This window comes from uncultured Desulfovibrio sp., from assembly GCF_944324505.1.
Classification (GTDB): domain Bacteria; phylum Desulfobacterota; class Desulfovibrionia; order Desulfovibrionales; family Desulfovibrionaceae; genus Desulfovibrio.
This window is the reverse complement of sequence record NZ_CALUWO010000004.1, coordinates 19,613-38,766: the sequence shown is the minus strand read 5'-3', so window position 1 is coordinate 38,766 and position 19,154 is coordinate 19,613. Positions and strand designations below refer to the sequence as shown.

At 61.6% G+C, this 19,154-nt stretch carries 17 protein-coding genes; 7 read left to right on the top strand and 10 right to left on the bottom strand.

Annotated features, from left to right (window positions below; genetic code table 11):
* Positions 1–214: 214 nt before the first annotated feature.
* From hsdR to Q0J57_RS05925, 4 genes are all read left to right on the top strand, one after another.
* Positions 215–2,533 (top strand): EcoAI/FtnUII family type I restriction enzme subunit R, encoded by a 2,319-nt coding sequence (hsdR, locus tag Q0J57_RS05940; RefSeq protein WP_297218252.1) that lies wholly within the window; start codon positions 215–217, stop codon positions 2,531–2,533.
* A gap of 99 nt (positions 2,534–2,632) precedes the next feature.
* Entirely contained in the window at positions 2,633–4,096 is a 1,464-nt protein-coding gene (locus Q0J57_RS05935) for a class I SAM-dependent DNA methyltransferase (protein ID WP_297218250.1), read from the top strand.
* Entirely contained in the window at positions 4,097–5,557 is a 1,461-nt protein-coding gene (locus Q0J57_RS05930) for a restriction endonuclease subunit S (RefSeq protein ID WP_297218248.1), read from the top strand. It begins immediately after the preceding gene.
* Complete coding sequence (locus Q0J57_RS05925; RefSeq protein ID WP_297218246.1) at positions 5,554–6,474, top strand: hypothetical protein; 921 nt, start codon at positions 5,554–5,556, stop codon at positions 6,472–6,474. Before Q0J57_RS05930 ends, Q0J57_RS05925 begins: the two co-directional genes overlap by 4 nt.
* A gap of 96 nt (positions 6,475–6,570) precedes the next feature.
* Here Q0J57_RS05925 and Q0J57_RS05920 read toward each other — a convergent pair whose 3' ends face one another.
* From Q0J57_RS05920 to Q0J57_RS05905, 4 genes are all read right to left on the bottom strand, one after another.
* Entirely contained in the window at positions 6,571–7,722 is a 1,152-nt protein-coding gene (locus tag Q0J57_RS05920) for an MBL fold metallo-hydrolase (RefSeq protein WP_297218244.1), read from the bottom strand.
* Between the two features lie 272 nt (positions 7,723–7,994).
* Positions 7,995–8,534: a flavodoxin family protein gene (locus tag Q0J57_RS05915; protein WP_297218242.1), complete on the bottom strand. Its 540-nt coding sequence runs from the start codon at positions 8,532–8,534 to the stop codon at positions 7,995–7,997.
* Between the two features lie 171 nt (positions 8,535–8,705).
* Positions 8,706–9,695 carry a DUF362 domain-containing protein gene (locus tag Q0J57_RS05910; RefSeq protein WP_297218240.1) on the bottom strand — a complete coding sequence of 330 codons (990 nt, stop codon included), beginning with the start codon at positions 9,693–9,695 and terminating at the stop codon, positions 8,706–8,708.
* Positions 9,696–9,937: 242 nt separating this feature from the next.
* Positions 9,938–10,696: an SDR family NAD(P)-dependent oxidoreductase gene (locus Q0J57_RS05905; RefSeq protein ID WP_297218238.1), complete on the bottom strand. Its 759-nt coding sequence runs from the start codon at positions 10,694–10,696 to the stop codon at positions 9,938–9,940.
* A 306-nt stretch (positions 10,697–11,002) separates the two neighbouring features.
* Between Q0J57_RS05905 and Q0J57_RS05900 the strand changes: the two genes are divergently transcribed.
* The 3 genes from Q0J57_RS05900 (at position 11,003) to Q0J57_RS05890 (ending at position 14,324) form a co-directional block, all read left to right on the top strand.
* On the top strand, positions 11,003–11,902 hold the full coding sequence (locus Q0J57_RS05900; RefSeq protein ID WP_297218236.1) for a LysR family transcriptional regulator: 900 nt from the start codon (positions 11,003–11,005) through the stop codon (positions 11,900–11,902).
* A gap of 109 nt (positions 11,903–12,011) precedes the next feature.
* Positions 12,012–13,193, top strand: coding sequence for an aldo/keto reductase (locus Q0J57_RS05895; RefSeq protein WP_297218234.1), 1,182 nt, complete (start codon positions 12,012–12,014; stop codon positions 13,191–13,193).
* An 81-nt stretch (positions 13,194–13,274) separates the two neighbouring features.
* On the top strand, positions 13,275–14,324 hold the full coding sequence (locus Q0J57_RS05890; RefSeq protein ID WP_297218232.1) for an alcohol dehydrogenase catalytic domain-containing protein: 1,050 nt from the start codon (positions 13,275–13,277) through the stop codon (positions 14,322–14,324).
* A 70-nt stretch (positions 14,325–14,394) separates the two neighbouring features.
* Here Q0J57_RS05890 and Q0J57_RS05885 read toward each other — a convergent pair whose 3' ends face one another.
* The 6 genes from Q0J57_RS05885 to Q0J57_RS05860 all read right to left on the bottom strand — a co-directional run bounded on the left by Q0J57_RS05885 (position 14,395) and on the right by Q0J57_RS05860 (position 18,955).
* Complete coding sequence (locus Q0J57_RS05885; protein WP_297218230.1) at positions 14,395–14,898, bottom strand: flavin reductase family protein; 504 nt, start codon at positions 14,896–14,898, stop codon at positions 14,395–14,397.
* A 38-nt stretch (positions 14,899–14,936) separates the two neighbouring features.
* A complete protein-coding gene (locus Q0J57_RS05880) occupies positions 14,937–15,491 on the bottom strand; it encodes an NAD(P)H-dependent oxidoreductase (RefSeq protein ID WP_297218227.1) in 555 nt (184 codons plus the stop codon).
* Positions 15,492–15,582: 91 nt separating this feature from the next.
* Positions 15,583–16,473 (bottom strand): radical SAM protein, encoded by an 891-nt coding sequence (locus Q0J57_RS05875; RefSeq protein ID WP_297218225.1) that lies wholly within the window; start codon positions 16,471–16,473, stop codon positions 15,583–15,585.
* 102 nt (positions 16,474–16,575) lie between these two features.
* On the bottom strand, positions 16,576–17,226 hold the full coding sequence (locus Q0J57_RS05870; protein WP_297218223.1) for a TetR/AcrR family transcriptional regulator: 651 nt from the start codon (positions 17,224–17,226) through the stop codon (positions 16,576–16,578).
* A 166-nt stretch (positions 17,227–17,392) separates the two neighbouring features.
* A complete protein-coding gene (locus tag Q0J57_RS05865) occupies positions 17,393–17,797 on the bottom strand; it encodes a putative quinol monooxygenase (RefSeq protein WP_297218221.1) in 405 nt (134 codons plus the stop codon).
* Positions 17,798–17,809: 12 nt separating this feature from the next.
* Positions 17,810–18,955: an aldo/keto reductase gene (locus tag Q0J57_RS05860; RefSeq protein WP_297218219.1), complete on the bottom strand. Its 1,146-nt coding sequence runs from the start codon at positions 18,953–18,955 to the stop codon at positions 17,810–17,812.
* Positions 18,956–19,154 lie beyond the last annotated feature (199 nt).

The window sequence follows — 19,154 nt, the reverse complement described above, 5'->3', positions numbered from 1 at the left end:
TCCTTGAGCAATGCGGACGGCCCCGTGCGGGGCTTTTTCCAGAAGTCGCATATTTCGGGCGGAATGTCATGCCGGCGGGGGAGGGGAGCGTCATTCCCTGATGCGCAACAGTGTGTCGCGCTCCGGCCGTATCGTCATTGAACGGCTTTTGCTCTTTGCCCTTTTGGGATAGGCTCTTCGGAAATACGGATCGCGACGAGCGGGAGGTACTGCAATGGCAACCCCCTTTCCCCTGAGTGAAGAGGATACCAAGCTCCGCTACATCACGCCCGACATCATGAGGGCCGGCTGGGACATACATACCCAGATACGTATGGAGTACTATTTCACGGAAGGCCGCGTGGTGGTGCACGGCACGCAGGCACGGCGCATGGAAGGCCGCAAGGCGGACTATCTGCTGTCCTACCGGGCCAACATGCCGCTGGCCATCGTGGAGGCAAAGCGGCACGACCAGCCGCTGGGGGCGGGCATGACGCAGGCCGTGGAGTATGCGGCGCGGCTGGACATTCCCTTTGCCTACTCGTCCAACGGGCGGGGTTTTCTGGAGCACGACATGCTGACCGGCCGGGAAAGCGAGCTGCCGCGGCATGCGTTTCCTTCGCCGGAGGCGCTGTGGCAGCGCCTGCTGGCACACAAGAGCCTTATGCCGGAAACGCAGGCCATTGTCGATCAGCCCTGGTATTTTGGCGAGGATGCGCACACGCCGCGCTATTATCAGCGCATAGCCGTCAACCGTGCCGTGGAGGCCATAGCCCGGGGGCAAAAACGGCTGCTGCTGGTCATGGCCACGGGCACGGGCAAGACGTATACGGCCTTCCAGATAATCTATCGCCTCTGGAAATCCGGGGCACGGCGCAAGGTGCTTTTTCTGGCGGACCGGAATTTCCTTGTGGATCAGACCATGAATCAGGATTTCCGGCCCTTTGGCAATAAAATGCACAAGATTGTGCATCGCAGGCTGGACAGTGCCTATGAAATCTATCTTGCCCTGTATCAGCAGCTGGCCGGCGACGAAAACGAGGAACCCTTCCGGCAGTTTCAGCCCGGATTTTTCGATCTGATCATCGTGGACGAATGCCACCGCGGCAGCGCGCGCGAAAATTCCCGCTGGCGCAGGATTCTCGACTACTTCAGCGGGGCCACGCAGATCGGCCTTACCGCCACGCCCCGGGAAAGCGAGGACGTTTCCACCTCCGGCTATTTCGGGCCGCCTGTCTATACCTACAGCCTGCGGCAGGGCATTGACGACGGTTTTCTGGCCCCGTACAAGGTCATCCGCGTCATGCTGGACAAGGACCTTGACGGCTGGCGGCCAGGGCCTGGCGTGATAGACGACTACGGCAACGAGATAGAGGATCGCGACTACAACGTGCGGGATTATGACCGAAACCTGATCATCGACGACCGCACGCTGGCAGTCGCCCGCCGCGTCAGCGAGTTTCTGAAGGATAACGACCGCTTTGCCAAGACCATCGTCTTCTGCGCCAACATCGATCACGCCGAGCGCATGCGGCAGGCGCTGGTCAACGAAAATGCCGACCTCGTGGCCCGTCATCCCCGCTATGTCATGCGCATCACCGGCGACAATCCCCAGGGCAAGGCCCAGCTCGACAATTTTCTCGATCCGGATTCCCCTTTTCCGGTCATTGTCACCACTTCCCGCCTGCTGACCACCGGCGCGGACTGCAAGACCTGCAAGCTCATCGTGCTGGATAACGTCATCAATTCCATGACCGAGTTCAAGCAGATCATCGGGCGCGGCTCGCGCCTGCGGCCGGAGAACGGCAAGTGGTTCTTCACCATCATGGACTTTCGCGATGCCTGCCGCCTGTTTGCCGATCCCGACTTTGACGGCGACCCCCTGCCGCCGGACGATCCGGCTCTTCCAGATGACCCGCCCCTGCCGGATGACCCGGCCCTGCCGCCCGGCGGCGACAGTGCGCGGCCGCCCCGGCCGGAGACGGAGCGCCAGCCCACGCCCCGCATCCATGGCGTGGATGTCAGCATCGTGCACGAGCAGGTGCAGTATTACGGCGAGGACGGCAAGCTGGTCACGGAAAGTCTGATCGATTATTCCCGCCGCAACATCCGGCAGAAGTTTGCCACGCTGGATACCTTCCTCCATGCCTGGAATGTCGAAGCCCGCAAGCAGGCCATTGTGGAAGAGCTGAGCCGGCAGGGCGTGCCCCTTGCCATGCTGCGCGAGGTCTCCGGCAAGACGGATATCGACGATTTTGACCTTATCTGCCATATTGCCTTCGACCAGAAGCCCCTTACCCGCGCCGAACGCGCCGCCCGGGTCAGAAAGCGCGATTACCTGCACCGCTATTCCGAACAGGCCCGCGCCGTCCTTTCGGCCCTGCTGGACAAGTATCAGGATGCGGGCATCAGCCAGCTGGAAGACCTCGGCGTTCTGGCCCTGCCGCCGTTCAACCGCATGGGCAGCCCGCGCAGCCTTGCCGACCTGTTCGGCGGGCGTCAGGGCCTGCTTGACGCCCTGCGCGGGCTGGAAGCGGAAATCTATGCCGCCTGAGCGGGCAGGGTGCGCTTTTCGCCCGCCCCTTGCCCGCGGTGCGGCCTGACGGCCCGCCAGCTGTGACCCATCACCCCCAAGGACAAAAGGATTCCTCTCATGTCGCTTTCCACCATCGTCAAACGGCTCCAGAACATCATGCGCAATGATACCGGCATCAACGGCGATGCCCAGCGCATTGAGCAGATCGTCTGGCTGCTCTTTCTCAAGATTTACGATGCCAAGGAAGCGGACTGGGAATTTATGGCCACGGATGCGCCGTATCGCTCCGTCATTCCCGAGCGCCTGCGCTGGCGCAACTGGGCCGTGGACAGGGCGGACGGGCAGGCCATGACCGGCGATGCCCTGTTGCAGTTCGTCAACAATGATCTGTTCCCCACGCTCAAGAATCTGCCGCTGGACGAGCATGCCACCCGCCGTCAGCGCATCGTGCGCGCCGCCTTTGAGGACAACAACAACTATATGAAGGACGGCATCCTGCTGCGGCAGGTAATCAACGTCATCGACGAAATCGACTTCGAGTCCTACGAAGACCGCCATGCCTTCGGGGAAATTTACGAAACCATCCTCAAGAGTCTGCAAAGCGCGGGCAATGCGGGCGAATTTTACACCCCGCGCGCGGTAACGGACTTCATGGCCCGCATGCTGGCCCCCAAAATCGGCGAGCGCGTGGCCGACTTTGCCTGCGGCACCGGCGGCTTTCTTGTTTCCGCCCTCAAGCTGCTGGAGCCGCAAATCCGCAGCACGGAGGACAGGGAGCTGTGCAATGCCTCGCTTTACGGCTGCGAAAAAAAGGCGCTGCCCTATCTGCTGTGCGCCACCAACATGTTTTTGCATGATGTGGACAGCCCCAACGTTTTTCACAGCAATTCCCTTGCCCGCCGCGTGCAGGACAGGGGCGAAACCTTTGACATCATCCTCATGAATCCCCCCTACGGCGGCAGCGAGCTGGAGGCCATCCGCCAGAATTTTCCGGTGGAATTCCGCAGCAGCGAAACGGCGGATCTGTTCATGGCCGTCATTCTCTACCGCCTCAGGGAGGGCGGCCGCGCGGCCGTCATCCTGCCTGACGGCTTCCTGTTCGGTGTCGACGGGGCCAAGCGCGCCCTCAAGGAGGTGCTTTTTGCGCGCTGCAACCTGCATACCGTCATCCGCCTGCCCAGGAGCGTCTTTGCCCCGTATACCGGCATCACCACCAATATCCTGTTCTTTGATCGCAACGGCCCCACCCGGGAGACCTGGTTCTATCGCCTGGACCTGCCCGAGGGCTACAAGGCCTTTTCCAAGACAAAGCCCATGCGCCTTGAGCATTTTGCCCCGGTCATGGACTGGTGGAACGCGCGCCGGCCCCTTGTGGAAAACGATGTTCCCCGCGCAGCCTGCTATGCGGCGGCGGACATTGCCGCCCGGGACTACAATCTTGATTTGTGCGGCTTTCCCCATGAGGAAGAGGAAATCCTGCCGCCTGCGGAACTGATTGCCCGCTACCGCGAAGAACGGCAGCGCCTTGCCGCCGCGCTGGATGAGCGCCTTGACCGCATCCTGGCGGCGCTGGGGGAATAGATGAACGCCCGTCAGCTGAAAAATGCCATTTTGCAGCAGGCCATCGAAGGCCGCCTTGTGCCGCAGCACCCGGACGACGAACCCGCCGCCGTCCTGCTGGAACGTATCCGCGCCGAAAAGGCCCGCCTTGTGGCCGCAGGCAAAGTCAGGAAGCAGAAGCCCCTGCCGCCCGTGAGCGAGGAGGAAAAGCCCTTTGCCCTGCCCAATGGCTGGGAATGGGTGCGGCTGGGGGAGGTGTCCAGAAGCATTCATTACGGATTTACAGCTTCTGCAACTCCTGTAGGAAATGTAAAACTCCTACGGATTACAGATATTCAGGGTGATTTCGTTGATTGGGACGCTGTACCATTTTGCTCGGTAAGTAACGATAAGATATCAAACTATATTCTCGATGAAGGAGATATTCTTATTGCAAGAACAGGAGGAACCATCGGGAAATCATTTCTTATTGATAAGGTTGTACAGACAGCTATATTTGCTTCATATTTGATACGTGTCACACTTTGTGATGCTGTCTCGCCTTTTTTTATAAAATATTTTTTAGGAAGTCAGCTTTATTGGAATCAACTTATGGCCGCCAGCATGGGCACAGGGCAGCCAAATGTTAATGGCACGGCATTGGCAAAGCTGTATCTTCCCCTTCCTCCGCTGGCCGAGCAGAAGCGTATTGTGGCCAAACTGGAAGAACTCCTGCCGGACGTGGAGGCTTACGGTCAGGCGCAGGAGGCGCTGGACGCGCTGGAGGCCGCCTTGCCGGAACGGCTGCGGAAATCCCTGTTGCAGGAGGCGATGCAGGGCCGCCTTGTGCCGCAGCACCCGGATGACGAACCTGCCGCCGTCCTGCTGGAACGTATCCGTGCCGAAAAGGCCCGCCTTGTGGCCGCAGGCAAAGTCAGGAAGCAGAAGCCCCTGCCGCCCGTGAGCGAGGCGGAAAAGCCCTTTGCCCTGCCCAACGGCTGGGAATGGGTGCGGCTGGGGGAGGTGGCTTTATACGGTTCCGGGAGAACCGTGAAAGAAGGAGAAGTCGTTTCAGGATGGCTTCTTGAGCTTGAAGATATTGAAAAAGATACGGGAAATATTTTAATAAGACGGCATATAGATGCTAAAAAACTCGGCAGTACAAAAAATATATTTAAAAAAGGGAATGTACTTTATAGCAAGTTGCGTCCAAATTTAAATAAGGCTGTCCTTGCAGACTGTGACGGATATTGCTCTTCGGAGATTATACCTATTGATTTTGGGAAAGATGTTTATCCTAATTTCGCTCATCTATTTTTATTATCTACATTTTTTGTTGAATATGCTACTAAAAAAGCCTATGGCGTAAAAATGCCTCGCTTGGGAACCGATGATGCGAAAAAAGCTCTCTTTCCCCTTCCTCCGCTGGCCGAGCAGAAGCGTATTGTGGCCAAACTGGAAGAACTCCTGCCCCTGTGCCGCGGGGAGGCACAAGACGCATGAATGCTGTCGCCTGGCCACGCTGGTTGCGCATCATGCTGCGGCGAAAGGCTCGCCACATGGAGCGCACCCCCTTGCAGTTGTTTGCCTGGCTGCTGGGCGGCATCTGCGGGGCCTTTCTGTTGTGCATCATCTTCGCTGGCGACAATGAAACAGCGTATACCGCCTTTGGCAGCCTGTTCAGCGCCCTGGCCTTTGCGGGGGTTATTGTCACGGTGCTGTTGCAGCGTGCAGAATTGCGTGAACAGCGCAAGGAACTTCGCGCCCAGCGTCGTGAACTGGAAGGACAGAAACGAGAGCTGGAAATTCAAAACCGCACGGCACAGCTACAGCGCTTTGAAAACAGTTTCTTTCATTTGCTGGAAGGCTTCAAGAATACCCTCGATGAATTGAGAGAGGAAGATAAGGGGCGTTCTACTTCACCAAGTTGCTTTGATGATTTTCACAGGGAAATTGACGATAGAATGCGTTTTTATAAACGTTTTGGTGTGGCAGGAACAAGGCATGATATACAGTTTTGCCTTACGCATTTGCCAACAATATATAAAAAATTTTTTTATGAATATTATCTGATTATAAATTTTATCTGCAATCATGAAGCATTCATGTATGATAAAAGTAAAATTTTTGAATATATTTCAATTGTGAATATAGCATTAAACAATAGCGAATATTTTTTGTTATTTTATGATGGCATCGCACATGTGGAAAGAGCACAGCTTATAAACAAATACGCCTTGTTTGCAAAATATTCCTTGCTCAACAGCTCAAAAACTCCCTGTCGTCCTTGGCATACACTTTTTTATGCCCCGTCAGCCTTTGGTGCGGACTATGAGGAATATGTGCGGCAGCATCGGCTGCAAGGAAAATGTCTGAGTGATTTCTTGCCGGATGTCCCGACACGTGCTCGGCAGGGATGATGCTGCCGGACCCATGCCTTTTCGTACAGCGGGCACGGCAAGCGCTTGGGCGCGGCGCGGCAGAGGAAAGACGGCCGCTGCCGCAGGCTGCCCCGTTCAGGGCCGCAGGGTCTGCCACCAGGGGACGGGGGCGGCAGCGGGGTCAGCAGCGGGCCGGGGCTGCGTGACCGCATCCAGCGCCAGGGCCTCGCCAATGCGGGGCATGAGCAGGCGCCAGCGGCGGCCACGGCTGGCGGCGCTGATGCGCCTGTAGGGATCGTCCCAGCTGTGGTAGGCAAGGGAAAACTTGCCGGCATGGGCGGGCAGCAGGCTTCGGGCACGCAGGTCGTGGGCGGCGCGGGCCGTTTCTTCCGGCGTCATGTGGATGAACGGCCAGCGGCGGTCATACTGGCCGCAGTCCAGCAGCACGCAGTCAAAGGGGCCGAAGCGGCGGCCCAGTTCCGCAAAGTGGGGGCCATAGCCGCTGTCGCCGCTGTAAAAGAGGCGCCGGTGCGGCGTTTCCAGCACAAAGCCGGCCCACAGGCTTGCGTTGCGCGCCAGCGAGCGGCCGGAATAGTGCCGCGCCGGGGTAATGCGGACAGTGAGCGTGCCCAGGGTCAGCGCATCGCCCCAGTCGCCCTCGTGAATCTGTGCTGGCGCAAAGCCCCAGCGCCGCAGGTGCGCCCCCACGCCCAGCCCGCAGACTATCTGCCGGATGCGGGGCCGCAGGGCGCGCAGGGTGGCATAATCCAGATGATCCCAGTGATCGTGGGAAATGAGCAATACGTCAATGTCCGGCAGCTGGTCCGGCGTATAGGGATTGCTGCCCGGAAAGGCCCGCGTAATCCAGGAAACGGGCGAGGCATGGTCGCTCAGCACCGGATCAATGAGGATGCGCTGGCCGTCCAGCTGGAGCAGAAAGGAGGAATGCCCCAGCCAGACCAGGGAATCCGTTGCGCGGTCCAGCGTGGTCAGGGGCGTGTTGGCCGTCGGCACCGGCCCCGGCGGCACGGGGTGGTCCTTTTTGCGCAGCAGAAATTGCAGCAGGGAAGCCGCCATGCTGCTGTCATCCGCAAGAACGGGGGTGGGCAGCTCGTTATGGAATGCGCCGTCCGCATAGTGGGGAGAGCGGGCCAGACGCTGCTGTTCCGCCTCGTCCGGCAGCGCGCCAAAGGGAAGACTGCCCAGAAACAGGCGGATGCCCAGGGCCAGAGCGCCCAGAAGGCACAGCAGCACAAGCACCAGACGCCTCCAGCGTAGTTTCATCATACCCATCCTTGCGGCGTCCCGTGCGCATCAGGCCGGGAAAGGCCGCGCTGCATGCGTGCCTGCCTGCCGCCGGGCAGCACGCGGACACGCCTGCGCGCAGCGCTGCTCCATGGCGCAAATCAGTACGAACATGCCTAAAACCGGCCCAAAACCGGCCCAAAACCAGGCACGAACCGGCACACGCCGGGCAGGGCGGGGCAGCACGCCCATATGCTGAGGGCCGGCCCTGCGCACCGCCGGCCGGCCCCGTCACATCGCCACGGGCAGCGTGCCTAGACCTGGCTGCCCATGGTGCGGGCCGCATCCAGCACAGCGGTATGGGTGCGGATGTCTCCCGGATCGGTTGCGCCCACACCTCGGACGACGCCTGCCAGACGCGCCTTGGGAAAACAGGAAATCCAGCCTTTCAGGCCGTTCAGCGCCCCATCCACGGCGCTTTCCGCGCTGTCCGCCGCTGAGGCCAGCAGGTAGACATGGCGGAAGGCATAGTCGGACGAAAAGAGCGGATTGGCCCGGTCCAGCAGGGTCTTCATCTGGCCGCACATTTCATAATAGTAAATGGGCGTGGCAAAGACGAGCACCTGGGCGTCCTTCATTTTCTGCACAATGCTGTTGGCATCGTCATGGATGACGCAGCGCTGCGTTTTCTGACAGGCCAGGCAGCCCTTGCAGAACTGGATGGTCTTGTCGCGCAGGGAGAGCTTTTCCACCGCATGGCCCGCCTCGTGGGCGCCCTGGGCAAAGGCATCGGCCAGCAGGTCAGAATTGCCGCCCGTGCGGAGGCTGGTGGAAATGATGAGTACGTTTTTCATGGCAAGTTCCTTGTGCAGCGGCGGGGCATATGGCCGCGGACTGCGGGCCGGTGCTGCCGCGTCTGCCCTCCGGCATGGCGGCGGAGCATCAGCCGGGCAGCGGGGTGTCGTGCGGCACACGGGCTGCCCGGCCGGGAAAGCGGGCAAAACCGGCTCCGGCCGGGGCCGCCGCTAGAGGGGTATCAGTTCGTACTTGTCCGTGCCCATGCCCATTTCCTTCATGTAGGAAAGCTGGCGCAGGCCGGAACGGGATTCGATGCGCTCCACCATGTGGGCGCGTACCGCAGGGGGCAGAGCGTAGATCATGTCTACCGAGGCCTTGTCAATGGCCAGCAGATCGGTGGAGGCCAGAATGCCCAGATCGGGCAGGCGCACCGGTTCGGCATGGATGCCCTCGCAGTCGCAGCTGACGGACATGTTCCGCAGCACATTGATATAGGTGATGTGCGGGCCGAAATGGGTGGTGATGGCCTTGCCGCCCTCCACCATGCGTTCCATGAAGTTGGGGCCGCCGGACCACTGCACGCCGTTTTCCTGGTGCAGTTGCAGCTTGCCCACCTTGCCCGACGCACAGCCGATGGAGATATTTTTCAGCGAGCCGCCAAAGCCGCCCATGGTATGCCCCTTGAAATGCGTAAGCACCACCATGGAATCATAGCGCAGCAAATGCTTGCCCACGGCTACTTCCTTGAGCCACTTGCCGCCGGGAACGGGCAGCGGGGTGTCGCCGTCCTCATCCATGATGTCTACGGTGGTAAAGGCCGACCAGCCGTTGGTTTCCAGGGTTTTGCGGTGGCCTGCCGTGGTCTGGCGCGGGCTGTCGTACAGCACGTTGCATTCCACAATGGTGGACTGGGGAATGCCGGCCATGAATTCCCGCACCCACTGGCGCGGAATGATGTTGGGGCCGTTGGGTTCGCCGGTATGTACCTTGATGGCCACCTTGCCGCTGATCTGCCCGTTGACCAGGGCATACAGCTTTTTGAGGGCTGCGGCGCTGCATTCCTTGCTGTAGTAGACGGTGGCCCGGCCCGAAGCCGGGGCGGCCATGTTCTCCTGTGCGGCGGCGGCCGGCGTCGTGCCTGCCAGGCCGTTCAGGGCCACGCTTCCCAGCGCCATGGCGCTGCCTTTCATGAAATCCCGTCGGCTAAGAACTGTCATGCTTGCCTCCGTAATGGTTGTGCGCGGGGCTGCCGTCCTGTGCTTCCGGCGCAGCGGAAGGGGGGCGTCTGCCCGCGCTGTGACCGGCAGGACAGGGCGCAAATCGTGCTGTGCCGCGTGAGTCCGGCCGGCAGGGCAGGTGCCTGCTGTCATCAGGCTAGCGGCATCTGCCGCATCTGACAAGGCGCCGTGCCCCGGAGTCTGCACGCCGCGGGCGGCGCCCTGTGCGGCGGAATGCGGGCCTACAGGAAAGCGCCGTTGCACACCTGCAATACCTGGCCCCGCACGGCGCGGCCCATCTTGCTGGCAAGATACAGGCAGGCATACGCCTGGTCCATGGGATCGCATTCCGGACCGGGAAAATAGACATAGTGGCCGCTGTATTCCAGCATCTTGGCGCCGCCGGGCTGTTCGCCCTTTTTGTTGGCCAGGTGGGCCGGCGTCCGGGTGGCGCCGGGGGCAATGGCATTGCAGCGGATATTGGTGTTCACCAGGCGCATGGCTACGTTTTTGGTCAGGGTGTTCAACGCGCCCTTGGTGGACGTATAGGTGGCCCCGCAGAAGGGGCGCGTGCCGTTGACGGAGGACACGTTGATGATCACGCCCTCGTTCTTGGGCAGAAAGATTTTCAGGGCTTCGCGGATGTAGCGCATGGGGCCGCCCAGATTGGTATTCATCACATAGCTCATCCATTCGTCATCCGTTTCGTCAATGAGCTTCTGTTCGCCGATGCCCGCATTGTTGATGAGGATGTCCAGGTCGCCGTACGCCTTGAGGGTTTCGGCAAAAACCCGCCGGGTGTCTTCCGTGGAGCACACATCGGCCACCACGCCCATGGCCCGGCCGCCCCTGGCCCGGATGCCGTCCACCACGGCGTCCAGCTTGTCCTTGCCGCGGGCCGTCAGCACCACGGCGGCCCCCTCTTCCGCAAACAGTTCCGCCATGGACTGACCCATGCCGTAACTGGCCCCCGTGATGATGGCAACCTTATCCTTCAACATCTGGCTTTCCATAGGACAACTCCTTGCATTGGCTTGGGGCACGCCGCATGCCCGTTCCGGCAGGCGGCGGGTCTGCTGGCCGGACCGTGCCGCCACAGGCTGCCCCCGTGCCTCTTGTCTAAACGGCAGCAAGTATAATATCAATTACTTATAATGAATAATTAACCATGCCTTGAAAGCATGAAAATGCCTGCTGACCGGGGCAGCGCGCCGAGGCCATGGCGCGGGGGCGCGAGCGCCGGGCTGCGGGGCCGCAGCGTTGCGGGCGTCGGGCCGTGTGTGCCGGCGGCAGGCAGGGGAGGTCCCATGGATGTGCGTGTGTTGCGCTATTTTCTGGCCGTGGCGCGGGAGGAAACCATTTCCCGCGCGGCGGAGGCCGTGCATGTGACCCAGCCCACCCTTTCCCGGCAGATGATGGAGCTGGAAGAAGAGCTGGGCAAAACGCTTTTTCTGCGGGGCAAGCGGCGCATCTCCCTGACGGAGGAGGGCATGTTCTTTCGCCGGCGGGCACAGGAAATCGTGGACCTGGTGGACAAGACCAGGGCCGAATTCCAGGCCATGGACGCGCATATCAGCGGGGAGGTCTGGATCGGCGGCGGCGAAACCGATGCCATGCGCCTGCTGGTGCGCACGGCACGTCGCCTGCGGGCATCGCATCCCCACATTGCCTATCATCTGTTCAGCGGCAATGCGGAAGCGGTGGCGGAACGTCTGGACAAGGGGCTGGTGGATTTTGGCGTGTTCATCGGGGCCACGGATCTGTCAAAATACGATTTTCTGGCTCTGCCCGTCACGGATGTCTGGGGCGTGCTCATGCGCAGGGACAGTCCGCTGGCGGCACGCCGGACCATACGCCCGCAGGACCTGCGCGGCCTGCCGCTCATCTGTTCCCGGCAGAGCCTGGTCAGAAACGAGCTTGCCGGCTGGATGGGGGACAGCTGCGGCACGCCGGACACGGTGGCAACCTATAACCTGCTCTACAATGCCTCCCTGATGGTGGAAGAGGGCATGGGCTATGCCCTGTGCCTGGACAGGATCATCCGCACTGCCGACGACAGCCTGCTGTGCTTCCGGCCGCTGGAACCCCGGCTGGAAGTCAGCCTGCATGTGGCCTGGAAGAAGGATCAGGTGTTTTCCCGGGCGGCTGCCCGCTTTCTGCAATACCTTCAGGAGGACCTGGCGGCACAGCTCCCGCCGCAGGCATGAGGGGACCGGGGGCGGCCATTGAGGGAATCAGGCAAGGAAGAGGGCGGATTGGTGCTCGTCAGGCGGCAGCAGGCACAGTAGCCTCATGCCATGAACAAGGAGGTTCCGCATGAGCACCAGACGGAACGGAACAGACCTGCGCCGTCGCGAGCTTTTGCGTGCGGCGGCAATCCTGGCGGCAGCGCCTGTGCTGGCAGGCGGGCTGCCCGCCACGGAAAGCGCGGCAGGGGATGCGCCCTGCCTGTCCCCTGCCGCAGGGACGGCACGCTGCCCTGACCTGCCCCTGCTGACGCAAAAGCGCACCCTGGGGCGCGGCGCATACAGCATGGAAGTGTCTGCCCTGGGCTTCGGCGTCATGGGGGCAACCTACAATCGCGGTATTGCCCCGGACAGAAAGGCCATGATTGCGCTGATACGCCAGGCAGCGGAACACGGCATCACCCTGTTTGACACCGCGCAGGTATACGGACCGCTGACCAATGAGGAACTGGTCGGGGAGGCCCTGGCACCCTACCGGAACCGCGTGGCCATCACCACCAAGTTTGGTCACAGCATTGTCAACGGCGTGTACCAGACCGGCAGGCTGAACAGCCGGCCGGAAAATATCCGCCGCGTGGCGGAAGCATCCCTCCGGCGTCTGCGGGTCGATGCCATTGACCTTTTCTATCAGCACCGCTTTGACCCGGAAGTGCCCATAGAGGACGTGGCCGGTACCGTGGGCGATCTCATCCGTCAGGGCAAGGTCAAGCGCTTTGGCCTGTGCGAAGTGGGACCGGAAACCATCCGGCGCGCCCATGCCGAACAGCCCGTCACCGCCGTGCAGAGCGAATATCATCTCATGTGGCGCGAGCCGGAAACCACCATCTTCCCCGTTCTGGAAGAACTGGGCATCGGCTTTGTGCCCTACAGTCCGCTCAACCGGGGCTTTCTGGGCGGGGATATGACCGCCCATACCCGTTTTGACTCCGGCAATGACAATCGCCAGACCCTGCCCCGCTTTCAGCCGGAAGTGCTGGGGAGCAATTTGCAGTTTGTGGAGGTGCTGCACCGCTTCGGCCGGTCCAGGGGAGTCACCTGCGCACAGCTTGCCCTGGCCTGGCTGCTGCGGCGGGAAGGCGTTGTGCCCATTCCTGGCACCACCAAGCTGTCCCATCTGGAGGAAAATATCCGGGCGGTCCAGGTGGCCGTGCCGCCTGACGAGTGGACGGCGCTGGAAGAGGCCCTTTCCCGCGTGCCTGTGGCGGGCGACCGCTACCCCGCCGAGCAGCAGCGGCAGATACAGCGAAGCTAGGGGCATGGCCGGGGCATGCGCGTCCGCCGGGCGGCGCGTCCCCGTGCCCGAGAAAACAAAAACGATGTGGGAGCAGAGCGCATGAAACAGGAAATGATGCGGGCCGGCGTGCTTGTGGGGCCGCGGCAGATTGCCATTCGCCAGGTCCCCGTTCCGGCCATGGGGCCGGGCATGGTGAAGATACGGGTTGCCGCCTGCGGGGTCTGCGGCAGTGATATCCACATGTGGCAGGCAGGCAGGGGCTGGGGGCCTGACCCCGCGGCTGAATTTCACATGGGCCACGAGTTTTGCGGCGTGGTGGTGGACCCCGGCGACAGCGACTTTCGCGAAGGCGAGCGCGTGACCTTCTGGGCCAATCTCTATTGCGGCACGTGTGACATGTGCCTGTCCGGCCGGGAGCATCTCTGCCGTCAGGTGAACGGCACCCGCTATATCGGCTTTGTCTGCAATGGCGGGTATGCGGAATACTTTGTGGGCAGGGCGCGCAATGCCTGGCGGCTGCCGGACGCGGTGTCGGACATTGCCGCCAGCCTCATTGATCCGCTGATGGTGGCCTATCATGCGGTGCGGCAGTCCCGCCTGAAGCTGCACGATACGGTGCTGGTGGTGGGCAGCGGCATCATTGCACAGCTTGTCGGCGGGCTGGCGAAGCGGGCAGGGGCCTCCGTGCTGGCCATGTCCCGGATCGACGACCGGCAGACAGGCCGGGCCAGAGAAATCGGCGATTTTGACATGTACCTTGACGGCACTGCCCCGGACAGGGCCGCGCGGATGCAGCGGGCTTCCCGGGGCGGCTTTGACGTAGTGTTCGAGGCAGTGGGAACCGGGGAATCACTGGCCACCTGCCTGGATGGCGTGAAGCCCGGCGGAGAAATCGTGCTCATCGGCAATTCCACGACGCCCCTGGTGCCCTTTGCCCTGAATCGCGCCGTGCTGCACGAGGTGCGGCTGACGGGCAGCGTGTCCTGCACCCGCGCAGAGTTTGCGGAAACCATTGACCTCATCGCCGGCGGGACCATTGATGTGGAACGCTACGTAACCGATATTCTGCCGCTGGACATGTTGCAGCATGCCCTGGAAAAGCAGGTTGCGCCCGAGGCGGGCGTGCTGAAAACCGTCATCAGGCCATAGACACGGGCGGGAGCCGCTGCCAATGGCGAAGGGGCTGATCCCTCCCGGCAGCGGCCCCCGTTTCGAGCAGCTATGCAAGCTGCGCCGCGGCGATTTTGGCGTATCCCTTCCAGGCAAAGAGGGGCGTTTCCGCCGGATTGGCGTAGACCTTCTGCACGGGGCAGATATAGAAGTAATGATCGCCCACATCCACAAATTCGCGCAGGCTGGCCTGGATGGCCAGCACGCTGTGCACGGGAATCTGGATGGCGCAGTCCGGGAGGTCCGTAAGGTCAATGCCGAAATCCCTGGCCTTGTCCCGCGTTCTTCCCGTGCTGGTGCCGCATTGCATGACCTGCTTTGCCAGGGGCGTGCCGGGAATGGTGAGCACCACCTCCCGGCTGGCCCGCACCATTTCGCCGGTATAGGAGGTTTTCATCATGGCAAAGCCGATGATTTCCGGCGCAAGGCTCAGGTAGGTCCACCACGATACCGTGGCAAGATTGGTGATGCCGGCAGGTGTCCGGGAACAGACAAGCGACAGCGGGTTGGGAGAGGTGAGGGCTGCCGCCTCGATGAGGGAAAGGGTCTGCATGGATGTTCTCCTTGTGATGGTCAGTGAGGTCCGCCTTCCTACAGCGAAGCCCCGAAGCGGAAGGCTTCCTCAAGCACGGGCTGTCCGGCCACGGCGCCCGCTTCAAAAACGCCGCCGGCCAGCACCTGCCCCAGGTCCTTCCATTCCAGGAAGCCGAGAAGCGCATGATAATAGTCCAGCACGGGCTTCCAGTTGTCCGGGGTGTTGCCTTCCGCGGCCATGATGAGCGCGCATTCCTTGCGGGGATTGGCATAGCCGGCATGGCATTCCGCCACGGCAAACAGACGGTCAAAGGCGGTTTTCAGCTGGCCGGACAGTCCCCAGTAATACATGGGCGATGCCAGCACCACCACGTCCGCCGCGCGGTAGACGGGATAGATGGCTGTCATGCCGTCTTTCTGCACGCAGGGGCTGTTCACGTCGCGGCCCCCCTGCACGCAGCCAAGACAGCCGTGAATGTCCAGCTTTTGCAGGTCAAAGCGGGTCACCGTGTGGCCGGCGCTTTCCGCGCCCTTGGTAAAAGCCTGGCACAGCATGGCCGTATTGCCGTGCAGGCGGGGACTTCCATTGAGAATAAGGATGTTCTTGCTCATGATGCTTTTCTCCTTGCGGGGGATTTGTCGCTGTCGGTCTGGCGCACAAGGGGGCAGCCTGTTCGCAGGGGGCAGGGGCGCCACGCGCCGGCTACAGGGAGTGCATAAGATGGCGGCTGACCATAAGGTCCAGTTCCGCGTCCGTATGTGATTGCAGGATGTCTGCAATATCTGCCAGCACACGCTGCTTTGTTTCCGTATCGCGGTTGGCAAAGCGGTAGTTGAGCGGATTCAGGTAGTGAATGCCGTCATACACCGTGTCGATGGCGAGATTTTGCAGAAAAACCAGCAGTTCTTCCATTTTTTCCCGTTCCGGGGCTTCCGTGAACTCGCCGCGCTGCACCATGTCGGCCAGCGGGGTACGGGGAAAGATGGTCATGCCCGTGGTGGTGATGCGCTGCGGGTGCACGCTGTTGAACATGCGCGCCGTGGCTTCGCCGCTGATGCGGCCGGCGCCCTTGCCGCCCATGCCCAGAACGTAAAAGGTTGTGTAGCCTATGCCCGCATCGTCCAGCCTGAGCAGCTGCCCCACGGCCTGGGCAGCGGTATGGCCCTTGTTCATGAGCCTGAGCACTTGGTCATTGCCGTTTTCCGTGCCGATGTAGAGGTAGTTCAGGCCCTGCTGGCAGAGGTCGCGCAGTTCTGCGTCGCTCTTGCCCGCAATGTCGGCAATGCGGCTCTGCATGCTCACGCGCGTCAGCCGGGGAAGATGCCGCCGCAGCACGTCAAGGTAGTCCCGCAGCCGCGAGACCGGCAGGGCAAAGGGATTGGAGCCGGTGAGGTAGACTGCCGTAGGGGCGGGAAAACGGCCCCTGCTGGCCAGCACTTCCTGTTCCAGCATGTCGGGCGTGACGGCCATGAAGGGATAGCCGCGCGAAACATAGCAGAAATGGCAGGCATTGTAGGTGCAGCCCTGGGTGGCGCGCAGCAGGAGGGAATGCCGTTCCTGTGGCGGGCGCATGGCCGGTTCTGTGAATTCCATGAACGCTCCTTGGGGTGATATGCTGTCTGAAAAATTTTTTAATGATTGCTAAAAAATTGTCAATGCCTTTCCGCTGCGCTTTTGCGCCAAGAAAACGGCAGGTCAGCTGCGGGGAAGGGGACGGGATGGAGCAGGGGGCAGCATGCGCACGGCGTGGGCGGCAATGGCCATCAGTTCGGACTGAAACAGCCCGTCCCTGGCCTGGAGGGAAAGACCTTCCAGCAGGGTATTCAGGGCGCCGGCCAGGGCCGGCACATCCGTATCCGGGGGAATCTGTCCGTCGAGTATGGCCTGCCGGAGCCGCTGCGTGAACATCTGGCGGGTTGCCTGGCGCAGCTCGCGCACCGTGGCGATGATCTCCGTTTCGCTTTCGTCGATATTGATGGCGGCCAGGACCACCATGCAGCCGCAGGGCGTTTCCGGCGACAGCAGGATGCAGGCCGCTTCCCGGAAAAAGCCGGCCACGGCCCTTGTCAGGTCCGGCTCGGCCAGAAAGCGCCGGGCCGGGGCATCCCAGTAGGTATGCTCATAATAGCGAAGGGCTTCCAGAAAGAGCGCGGCCTTGTTGCCAAAGGTGGCGTAGAGGCTGGGAGGGTTGATTTCCATGGCCCGGCACAGTTCCGCCACAGAGGCCGGCGCGTAGCCGTGCCGCCAGAAGACCTCAAGGGCCTTGCGCAGGGCCAGGTCCCGGTCAAAGGCGCGGGGGCGGCCCTTGCCGCGGCTGGCGGAATGGCATGTGTTTCGGCTAGGCATGACAGATGTACAGGCTGGAGTGAAGGCCCCAGACTAGCGCATCTGCCAGAAATTTCAATGGTCCTGCCAGCCTGTGCGGGGGCGGCAGCGCGCGGGATATATTTTTTATTGGTCAATATAAAATACACATCCCCTGCGCTGTGCCGCCCCGGCACGGCGGCCGGCCCTACCTGCCTGGCCGGGCAGGGGTATTGTGCTTGTCCCGCAGTTCCACGGGAAGGGCCTCGTGCAGGACCCGGCTGGCAATCATGCTCTTGGTGGTATGAAAATATTTCTGAAAGTGCGGGGTCTGGCGATGGCGTTCATAGGCCGCGTCGTCCGCATACATTTCAAAGAACGTCAGCCGGGTGGGGTCGTTTTTGTCCGCAACGGCATAGATGGCCAGCACGCCCGGTTCCGTGCGCAGCGCGGCTTCCATGCCTTCCCGTACCGCCAGGGTAAAGGCGTGCAGGCATTCCGGTTTTATCTGAAGCTGGGCAATGCGGACCGTTGTCACATCAGCGGCCTGTGCCGGCGTCCAGCAGGACAGCGGCAGGCAGCAGGCAAGGGCAGCAAAAAAGCGTGGCAGCATGGGTTTGCCTCCTTATTTATCGATCTGGCTTTCCGTAAACGCATCGGCACGGTGCCCCATGAGGCGGATGCGGGAATAGGCTGCCGCAAATTCGCGCAGCTCGTCGGGAGACAGGCTGACGGCCGTGGCCCCCAGAAAGTCGTCAAGATGGGCCGGATTGGTTGTGCCCGGAATGGGGGCAATCCAGGGAGCCTGGGCCAGCAGCCAGGCAAGGGCAAACTGCGCCATGGTGCAGTGCTTGCGCTCGGCCCACTGGCGGATCAGGTGGGGCAGGGGCATGTTGTGCTTCAGGGCCTCGGGCGTGAACTGCGGCAGAGTGGCAAGGCGCCCGGTGGTGAAGCGGCTGTGCTCCGTAATGGCGCCGGTCAGAAAGCCGCGCCCCAGCGGGCAGTATGGCACAAGCCCGATGCCCAGTTCCCGCAGCGTGGGAAAAATCTTGGTTTCCGGTTCCCGCCAGAGCAGGGAGTATTCGCTCTGGACGGCGCTGACGGGCTGGACGGCATGTGCCCGGCGAATGGAGGCCGCGCTGGCCTCGGACAGGCCGAAATGCCGTACCTTGCCTTCCCGGATCAGGTCGCCCACCGTGCCGGCCACGTCTTCCATGGGCACCTGCGGATCCACCCGGTGCTGATACAGCAGGTCGATATAGTCCGTGCGCAGACGACGCAGGGAGCCTTCCACCGCCTTGCGGATATGTTCCGGCCGGCTGTTCAGGGCCGTGGGCTGGCCTTCCGCCACGGCAAAGCCGAACTTGGTGGCAATGCGGACCTGATGACGCACCGGGGCCAGGGCTTCGCCCACCCATGCTTCGCTGGTGTAGGGGCCGTATACCTCCGCCGTATCAAAAAAGGTCACACCATGGTCAAAGGCCCGGCGGATAAGGGCGATCATGTCCTTTTTGGCATAGGTGCCGCCGTAATAGCCCACCATGGGCAGACAGCCCAGGCCGATGGCGGAAACATCCAGACTGCCCAGCATGCGCTGCGGCATGGGGCTGTGCCGATTCTGTGCGGCATCCGCCGGGGAGGCGTCGTGCCCCGTGGCGGCACTGGCCACGCCGGACAGAGCGTGCGGCAGCAGTGCGGCCGCGCCAAGGGCCAGACCGGCGGCAAGAAAGCGCCGGCGTTCCGGCATGCGGGTATGTGATGTCGTGTGCATTGTCTACCTCCATAACTGCTACGATGTGCCTTTCCGTATAGACAGAAACAGCAGGGGAAAAAACGGCATACCTGCCCAATTTCTTGCCTGATATGCTCAACTGTCCGCATGACGTGCACAGCGGACCAGTGCCGCGTAAAAGAGACGGAACGGCACTGCCGGTATATTTTCTGCGCAACATGTGGATTGTTTTTCGCGG